7 protein-coding genes and 1 pseudogene are annotated in these 8,592 nt (G+C 70.3%); 5 read left to right on the top strand and 3 right to left on the bottom strand.

Annotated features, from left to right (window positions below; all coding sequences use genetic code 11):
• Positions 1-506: pseudogene (locus tag QWZ14_RS27845) on the bottom strand (hypothetical protein); the annotation flags it as partial.
• A gap of 191 nt (positions 507-697) precedes the next feature.
• Here QWZ14_RS27845 and QWZ14_RS27840 point away from each other — a divergent pair.
• The 5 genes from QWZ14_RS27840 (at position 698) to rplI (ending at position 4,721) form a co-directional block, all read left to right on the top strand.
• Positions 698-2,293, top strand: coding sequence for an ABC transporter substrate-binding protein (locus tag QWZ14_RS27840; protein WP_290320312.1), 1,596 nt, complete (start codon positions 698-700; stop codon positions 2,291-2,293).
• A 159-nt stretch (positions 2,294-2,452) separates the two neighbouring features.
• Positions 2,453-2,923, top strand: coding sequence for a 30S ribosomal protein S6 (gene rpsF / locus QWZ14_RS27835; RefSeq protein WP_290320311.1), 471 nt, complete (start codon positions 2,453-2,455; stop codon positions 2,921-2,923).
• A 3-nt stretch (positions 2,924-2,926) separates the two neighbouring features.
• On the top strand, positions 2,927-3,214 hold the full coding sequence (gene rpsR / locus QWZ14_RS27830) for a 30S ribosomal protein S18 (protein ID WP_290320310.1): 288 nt from the start codon (positions 2,927-2,929) through the stop codon (positions 3,212-3,214).
• A 115-nt stretch (positions 3,215-3,329) separates the two neighbouring features.
• Positions 3,330-4,154: a hypothetical protein gene (locus tag QWZ14_RS27825; protein WP_290320309.1), complete on the top strand. Its 825-nt coding sequence runs from the start codon at positions 3,330-3,332 to the stop codon at positions 4,152-4,154.
• Positions 4,155-4,169: 15 nt separating this feature from the next.
• A complete protein-coding gene (rplI, locus tag QWZ14_RS27820) occupies positions 4,170-4,721 on the top strand; it encodes a 50S ribosomal protein L9 (RefSeq protein ID WP_290320308.1) in 552 nt (183 codons plus the stop codon).
• 55 nt (positions 4,722-4,776) lie between these two features.
• Here rplI and QWZ14_RS27815 read toward each other — a convergent pair whose 3' ends face one another.
• On the bottom strand, positions 4,777-5,724 hold the full coding sequence (locus QWZ14_RS27815) for an amidohydrolase family protein (protein WP_290320307.1): 948 nt from the start codon (positions 5,722-5,724) through the stop codon (positions 4,777-4,779).
• 121 nt (positions 5,725-5,845) lie between these two features.
• The gene (acnA, locus tag QWZ14_RS27810; RefSeq protein ID WP_290320306.1) at positions 5,846-8,542 is read right to left on the bottom strand and encodes an aconitate hydratase AcnA; all 2,697 of its coding nucleotides are present in this window, start codon (positions 8,540-8,542) and stop codon (positions 5,846-5,848) included.
• Between the last annotated feature and the right edge of the window lie 50 nt (positions 8,543-8,592).

Here is an 8,592-nt window from a genome sequence, read left to right as displayed (position 1 = left end):
GTGGCCGCGGCCGCCGCGGCGGCGGCCGGGGTCGCCGGCGGCTGGGTGGTGTAGTCCGGCACGATCCGCGCCTGGGTGCCGCTGATGACCAGCACCCGCTGGCCCACCACCAGCGGGGTGGTGTCCCGCTGGGTCACCGAGATCAGCTCGTCCTTGCTGGTGCGGACGACGTATTCGAAGGCCCGGGTATCGCCGGCCACATGTTCCGCCGTGGTGCCGATGAGGCCGCCGACCAGCGCCCCGCCGACGCCGCCCAGCGCCGCGCCGATGCCCCCGCCCGGGGTCTGCGCCCCGATGACGCCGCCCGCCGCGGCCCCGGCCGCCGCGCCGGTGCTGCCCTCGGCCGTCACCGCCACGTCCCGGCGGCCGACGACCATGCCCTGCTCGACCTTGTTGGCCTGCTGCACCGCGCGGGTCGCGTAGGTATCGGGGGAGTAATCCGCGCGGCAGCCGGCCAGCAGGCCGCAGAGGATCAGGCCAAGGAAGGGGACAGGCTGGCGTGACAAGGTCGGGCACCGTTCCAGAGCGGGGATGCCCGTTGCATAGGCGTGCCCGTCGGCTTTGTCATCCGGAACCGGGCCGGGTCCGGATTGACGCCGCTTTTGCCGGGCGTGCTAGCCTCCGGCCCAGGGAGACAATGCCGGGTCGCGCCTTGCACCAAGGGACGCATCGCCATGCCCAAGCACCGGACTGCAGCATGAACCGCCGCAACCTGCTCGCCGCCTCGGCGCTCGGCCTCGGCGCCAGCCTGGCCGGCCCTAGCCTGGTCCGCGCCCAGGCGGCGCGGGTGCTGAAATTCATCCCGCAGATCGACCTCGCCTTCCTCGATCCGCACTGGACCACGGCCTATGTCACCCGCGGCCATGGGCACATGATCTTCGACACGCTCTATGGCCAGGACGCCGGTTTCAAGGCCTCGCCGCAGATGGTCGAGGGCCATGTGGTGGCCGAGGACGGCAGGCGCTGGACCCTCACGCTCCGCCCCGGCCTGCTCTGGCACGACGGCGAGAAGGTGACCGCGCGCGACTGCGTCGCCAGCATCCGGCGCTGGGCGAAGCGGGATGCGCTGGGCGGGGCGCTGATGACGGCGACCGACGAGCTCTCGGCGCCCGACGACCGCACCATCCTGTTCCGCCTGAACAAGCCCTTCCCGCTGCTGCCGGACGCGCTGGGCAAGGTGACCTCGCCGATGCCGGCGATGATGCCGGAGCGGCTGGCCAATACCGACCCCTTCAGGCAGATCACCGAGATGGTCGGCAGCGGCCCCTTCCGCTGGGTGGCGGATGAGCGCGTCGCCGGCTCCCGCAACGTCTATGCGAAATTCGAGAAGTACGTCCCGCGCCAGGACGGCACGCCGGAGTGGAACGCCGGGCCGAAGCTGGTGCATTTCGACCGGGTGGAATGGACCACCATCCCCGATGCCGCGACCAAGCAGGCGGCGCTCCAGCGCGGCGAGCAGGACTGGTGGGAGAACCCGACCCACGACCTGCTGCCGCCGCTGCGGCGCGACCGCCGCATCCGCATCGAGGTGACGAATTCCACCGGCTCCGTCGACATGATGCGGCTGAACCACCTGCAGCCGCCCTTCGACAACCCCGCCATCCGCCGCGCCATGCTGCATGCCTTCAGCCAGGCCGACTTCATGCAGGCCATCGTCGGCAACGACCCGGCGATGTACCGCACCCCGCACGGCGTCTTCTGCCCCGACACGCCCATGGCCAGCGAGGCCGGGCTCGAGCCGCTCATGGGCCCGCGCGACTTCGACAAGGTCCGGCGGATGCTGAAGGAGGCCGGCTATGCCGGCGAGAAGACCACCATGCTGGTCGCCACCGACTACGCCCAGTTCAAGGCGATCGGCGAGGTCGCCGCCGACGTGATGGGCCGCATCGGCATGACCGTCGATTTCGTGGCGACCGACTGGGGCACCATGCTGCAGCGCCGCAACAACCGCGGCCCGGTCGACCAGGGCGGCTGGTCCTGCTTCGCCACCGGCTGGGAGGGCGTGGACCACATGGACCCGTCCAACCACTATGCCGTCCGCGGCAACGGCAACGACGCCGGCGCCTGGCCCGGCTGGTGCGTCAGCCCGAAGCTGGAGGCGCTGCGCAGCGCCTGGTTCGATGCCCCGGACGTCCCGGCGCAGCAGGCCATCTGCCGCGACCTGCAGGTCCAGGCGATGCAGGACGTGCCCAGCATCCCGCTCGGCCAGTACATCCAGCCGACCGCCTACCGCAGCACCCTCGCCGGCGTCTCCAAGGGCTTCCCGACCTTCTGGAACGTCCGGCGGAGCTGACGGCGGCGCGGGGCGGGCTTGCGCTCGCCCCCCCTGGCGTGCTTGAAGGCGCCCTCCCTGCCGCCGCGGAAGGCATCGCGCGCGGCTATGCCTATGTGCGCCCGGCGGCATCCTGCCTCCTGGGCCTCGGGCTGAGACAGCCAGAGGGAAGGAGTTATCATGCCGCTCTATGAATGCGTGTTCATCGCACGCAACGACGTGACCCAGCAGCAGGTCGAAACCATCGCCGAACAGGTCGCCACCGTCATCACCGAGGCCGGTGGTGAGGTCAAGAAGCGCGAATACTGGGGCCTGCGCGGTCTCGCCTACCGCATCAAGAAGAACCGCAAGGGGCACTACATGCTCCTCGGCATCGACAGCACCCCGGCCGCGATGCAGGAAGCCGAGCGCCAGCTCGGGCTCAACGAGGACGTGCTCCGCGAGATGACGCTCCGCATCGAGGCGATCGAGGAGGCCCCCTCGGCCATCCTGACGCGCCGCGGCGAGGAGCGCGAGCGTGACCGCGGCTTCCGCGGCCCCCGCCCGCCCGGCCGCTTCACCAGCGGCCGCCGCGAGCGTGGCGACGAGCGCGAGGAATTCCGCGCCCGCCCGCGTGACGAAATGGACCCGTCGATGGGCGGGGAGGAGTAATCCATGTCCGATTATCAGCCCCCCTCCGACATGTCCCCGGCGGCCCGCCGCCCGGCCGTCGGCGCCCGCCGCCCGTTCTACCGCCGCCGCAAGTCCTGCCCTTTCTCCGGCCCGAACGCGCCGAAGATCGACTACAAGGACGTGCGCCTGCTGTCCCGCTTCCTGAGCGAGCGCGGCAAGATCGTGCCGAGCCGCATCACCGCGGTGAGCGCGAAGAAGCAGCGCGAGCTGGCCAATGCCATCAAGCGCGCCCGTTTCCTGGCGCTGCTCCCCTACGTCATCAACGACTAGGGGCAAGGGCCGAAGGTGAGGCTTGGCGACGGTGTCGGCGACAGCTCCATCGGGTTGGAATAGCGCAGGGCTGAACGCCGCGGCGGCCGCAGGGCTGGCCGCGACGGTCGCTGCCATGTGGGCCTTCCGCGGCCTGCCGGGCGGCACGATGCTGTTCTGGATGGCGCCCTTCCCGCTGTTCGCCGCCGGCCTGGCCCTCGGCCCGGCCGTGGCGGTCGGCGGCGCGCTGCTGGCGGTGGTGCTGCTGGCGGTGGTGGGCGGCGGCACCCCGGTGCTGGTCTTCCTGGCGCTGTTCGGGCTGCCGGTGCCGCTGCTGCTGCTGGCGGCCTTCCGCCACGGCGGGGTGACGCTGGACCTGCCGCTGGCCCTGCTCGGGCTCTGGCCGTGCTTCGTGCTGCTGCTGGCCGCGCTCTTCCTCGCCGACGATGGCGGGCTGGAGCCGGCCATGCGCCGCGCGGTGGAGCTGGCCCTGGCCCGGCTCGGCCTGCCGGCGCCGGAGACGATGGTGGCGGAGCTGGTGCGGGTGAAGGCGGCGGCCATCGGCTTCTGGTCCAGCCTCGCCCTGCTCGCCAATGCCGCGGCGGCCGAGCGTTTCCTGGCCCGGCGCGGCCTGCTGGCGGTGCCGGCACCGGACTGGACGGCGGCGCGGCTGCCGCGCTGGTACCCGCTGCTGCCGGCGGTTGCCGCCGGCCTGCTGCTGGCCTCGCCCGAGGGTGGTGACGCGGTGCCGCTGTCGGGCCTGCTGATCCTGCTGGTGCCGCTGTTCCTGCAGGGGTGCGGCGGCGTGCATGCCCGGCTCCGGGGCAGCCGCGCGCGGCTGCCGATGCTGGCGCTGTTCTACATGCTGCTGCTGCTCTTCCTGCAAATGATGGGTCCCGGCCTCGTCGGCCTCGGCCTCTATGACCAATTCCGGCGGCGCCCGGCGCCGCGCAACAGCTGACGAGAGACGAATTCCATGATCGACATCATCCTGATGCAGCGCGTCGAGAAGCTTGGCCAGATGGGCGAGGTGGTGAAGGTGAAGCCGGGCTACGCCCGCAACTTCCTGCTGCCGCTCGGCAAGGGCATCCGCGCCAACAAGGCGAACCTCGAGAAGTTCGAGCAGCAGCGCGTGCAGCTCGAGGCGCAGAACATCAAGCGCCGCGAGGAAGCCGAGCGGATCGCCGAGCGGGTCACCGGGCTCTCGGTCATCATCATCCGCCAGGCGGGCGAGAGCGGCGGCCTGTACGGCAGCGTCTCGGCGCGTGACATCGCCGACCTCTGCAAGGACGGCGGGCTCACCGTCAGCCGCACCCAGGTCCTGCTGGAGCAGCCGATCAAGACGCTCGGCCTGCACCCGACCCGCGTCGAGCTGCACCCGGAGGTGCATATCATGGTGACCGTGAACGTCGCCCGCAGCCAGGAGGAGGCCGACCGCCAGGCCCGTGGTGAGGCGCTCGTCCGCGAGGAGGAAGTGACCCTCGAGGACGAGCTGCGCGCCGAGCTCGGCGCCGCCGCGCAGGACTGAACCATCCTGCCGCATTATTGAACGAAGGGGGCCGCGAGGCCCCCTTCGCCAATTCTCAGGCCCGCGGGAAGTCGTAGAGCTCCGCCGGGTTGTCGACCAGCACCCGGTTCCGCTTCGCCACATCGGGCACCCAGCTGCTCAGCAGGTCGAACAGCACCGCGTCATTCGGCTTGTTGTCCGGCTTCTCGGTCGGGTGCGGCCAGTCGCTGCCCCAGACCATGCGCTCCGGGTTGGCGGCGACGAAGGCTTTGGCGACAGCGGTGCTCTCGGGGTAGTCGGGCGGCCCACCTGGGGATTCCATGTAGGCCCCGGAGATCTTGACCCAGGTATTGCCCTTGTCGAGCATGCGCCGCATGACCGCAAAGGCGGGGTGGTTCACGCCCGCTGGTTGCGGCAGCCGCCCACGATGATCGAAGACCACTCGGCTGGGCAGCCGTTGCAGCATGTCACCGGCCTCGGCGATCTGGTCGCCAAGCATGTGCAATTGCACATGCCAGCCCATCGGTGCGATGCGGCGGGACAGCGGCTCGAGCATGGCCGGCGTCGTCGTCCCGGACTGGACGAGGTTGAAGCGGATGCCACGGACGCCGGCTGCATGCAGGCGCTGCAACTCGGCATCCGTCACCGTGTCGATCACCACCGCGACGGCGCGGAAATTGGGGCCGAGCTCGGCCATGCCCTCCAGCGTCGGCCGGTTGTCGGTACCATAGAGCGAGGGCTGCACCACCACCCCCCGCGTGGTGCCGATGCGGGCCTGCAGCTTGCGGTAATCGGCCGGCGAGGCGTTGGGCGCCGGCAGGCCGCCCGGGGCCGGCGGGAACTTGTCGTCGTAGATGTGGAAGTGGCAGTCGGTGGCGAAGGGCGGCGCCGCCAGCTTCGGCCTGTCGGTGCCGGTGGAGAAGGGCACGGCGCCGGCCGCTTGCGCCTGGGCTAGGGCGGGCGCGGCGAGCAGGGCGCCGGCGGCGCCGAGCAGCGCCCGGCGCGGCGTGTTGAAGTCGGTCATGGGTCTTCCTCCGGCGGGCATCTTGGCACCCGCCGGCGGAGGCTAGGCCGGGACCCGGGCAAGGAAAAGGGCGCGGCCCCTGCGGACCGCGCCCTTCCGTAACCCCGGCAGGAAGGCCGGCTTACGCCGCCTTCGCCATCCCGCGCAGCACGTAGTGCAGGATGCCGCCGTTCTTGTAGTACTCGACCTCGTCGGCGGTATCGATGCGGCTGAGCACCTTGGTCCGCACCTCGGTCCCGTCGGCGCGGTGGATCACCACGTCCAGGGTCTGCCGCGGGGTGATCGATTCCAGCCCGAGGATGTCGACCACCTCGTCGCCGGTGATGCCGAGCGACTTGCGGTCCTCGCCATTCATGAAGACCAGCGGCAGCACGCCCATGCCGACCAGGTTCGAGCGGTGGATGCGCTCGAAGCTCTCGGCGATGACCGCCTTCACGCCCAGCAGGAAGGTGCCCTTGGCCGCCCAGTCGCGCGACGAGCCGGTGCCGTATTCCTTGCCGCCGAAGACCACCAGCGGCACGCCCTCGGCCTTGTACTTCATCGCCACGTCGTAGATCGGCGCGACCTCGCCCGAGGGGTAGTGCTTGGAGACGCCGCCCTCGGTGCCCGGCACCATCTCGTTCTTGATGCGGATATTGGCGAAGGTGCCGCGCATCATGACCTGGTGGTTGCCGCGGCGGGCGCCGTAGCTGTTGAAGTCGTCCTGGCGGACCTGGTGTTCCAGCAGGTATTCACCGGCCGGGCTGGACTTGCGGATGTTGCCGGCCGGGGAGATGTGGTCGGTGGTGATGCTGTCGGCCAGCTCGGCCAGGACGCGGGCGCCATGGATCGAGGAGACCGGCTTCACCTCGGCGGTCATGCCCTCGAAGTAGGGCGGGTTCTGCACGTAGGTGGAGCCGCTGTTCCAGCGGTAGGTGTCGCTGTCGGCATCGACCTTGATGGCCTGCCACTGCTCCGGCCCCTTGAAGACATCGCCGTAGCGGTCGAGGAACATCTCGCGGGTGACGCAGGCATGGACGGTGTCGTTCACCTCCTTCTGCGTCGGCCAGATGTCCTTCAGGTACACCGGCTTGCCGTCCGAGCCATTGCCCAGCGGCTCCTTGGTGATGTCGAGGGTGATGCTGCCGGCCAGCGCATAGGCGACCACCAGCGGCGGGCTGGCGAGGTAGTTCGCCCGCACGTTGGCATGCACGCGGCCCTCGAAGTTGCGGTTGCCCGACAGCACCGAGGCGGCGACCAGCTTGTTGTTCTCGATCGCGTCGACGATCGCATCCTCGAGCGGGCCGGAGTTGCCGATGCAGGTGGTGCAGCCGTAGCCGACAGTCTGGAAGCCGAGCGCGTCGAGGTCCTTGGAAAGCCCGGACTTGTCGAGATACTCGGTCACCACCTGCGAGCCGGGCGCCAGCGAGGTCTTCACCCAGGGCTTCACGGTGAGGCCGCGGGCGACGGCCTTCTGCGCGACCAGGCCGGCGGCCAGCATCACGTAGGGGTTCGAGGTGTTGGTGCAGGAGGTGATGGCGGCGATCACCACGTCGCCGTGGCCGAGGTCGTAGTTCGCCCCCTCCACCGGCACCCGCAGGCTGGCCTTGTCGCCCGGCACGCCCATGGTCCCGGCGGCGAGGTCCTTGGCGAAGGCCGGCGCGGCATTGGACAGCGCCACGCGGTCCTGCGGCCGCTTCGGCCCGGCGAGCGAGGGCTCGACCGTCGCCATGTCGAGCTCGAGCGTGTCGGTGAAGACCGGGTCCGGGGTGGTGGCGTCGCGCCACATGCCCTGGGCGCGGCAGTAATCCTCGACCAGCTTGATGCGGTGCTCGTCGCGGCCGGACAGCTTGAGGTAGCCGATGGTCATGGCGTCCACCGGGAAGAAGCCGCAGGTCGCGCCGTATTCCGGGGCCATGTTGCCGATGGTCGCGCGGTCCGCCAGCGCCAGGTCGTCGAGGCCCGAGCCGTAGAACTCGACGAACTTGCCGACCACGCCCTTCTTGCGCAGCATCTGCGTCACGGTCAGCACCAGGTCGGTGGCGGTGACGCCCTCGCGCAGCTTGCCGGTCAGCTTGAAGCCGATGACGTCGGGGATGAGCATGGCGATGGGCTGGCCGAGCATGGCCGCCTCGGCCTCGATGCCGCCGACGCCCCAGCCCAGCACGCCGAGGCCGTTCACCATGGTGGTGTGGCTGTCGGTGCCGTAGCAGCTGTCGGGATAGACGAAGGTGTCGCCGGTGTCCTGGGCGGTCCAGACCACCTGCGCCAGGTACTCGAGGTTCACCTGGTGGCAGATGCCGGTGCCCGGCGGGACGACGCGGAAATTATCGAAGGCCGACTGGCCCCAGCGGAGGAACTCGTAGCGCTCGCCATTGCGCTGGAACTCGACGTCGACGTTCTTCTGCAGCGCGGCGGCGGTGCCGGAGTAGTCCACCATCACCGAATGGTCGATCACGAGGTCGACCGGCAGCAGCGGGTTGACCTTCCGCGGATCGCCGCCGAGCGAGATGATGCCGTCGCGCATCGCCGCCAGGTCGACCACCGCCGGCACGCCGGTGAAGTCCTGCAGCAGGATGCGCGAGGGGCGGAAGGGGACCTCCTTCTCGGAATGGCCCGCGGGCAGCCAGCCGGCGATCGACTTGGCGTCGTCCACGGTGTAGCTGCGGCCATCCTCGAAGCGCAGCACGTTCTCCAGCAGCACCTTGAGGCTGTAGGGCAGGCGCGTCACGTCGCCGATGCTCTTGGCCGCCTCGGGCAGGCTGAAGTAGTGGTAGGTCTTGCCGTCGACCGAGAGGGTGCGGCGGGTCTTCAGGCTGTCCTGCCCGATCATGCGCATGGTCCGGGGGCCCTTTTTCCGGTGTCGGCATCGGCTATGGTGCGATGCGG

It is taken from the genome of Paeniroseomonas aquatica (assembly GCF_030409335.1).
GTDB lineage: Bacteria > Pseudomonadota > Alphaproteobacteria > Acetobacterales > Acetobacteraceae > Belnapia > Belnapia aquatica.
This window is presented reverse-complemented; position numbering and strand designations above follow the sequence as displayed.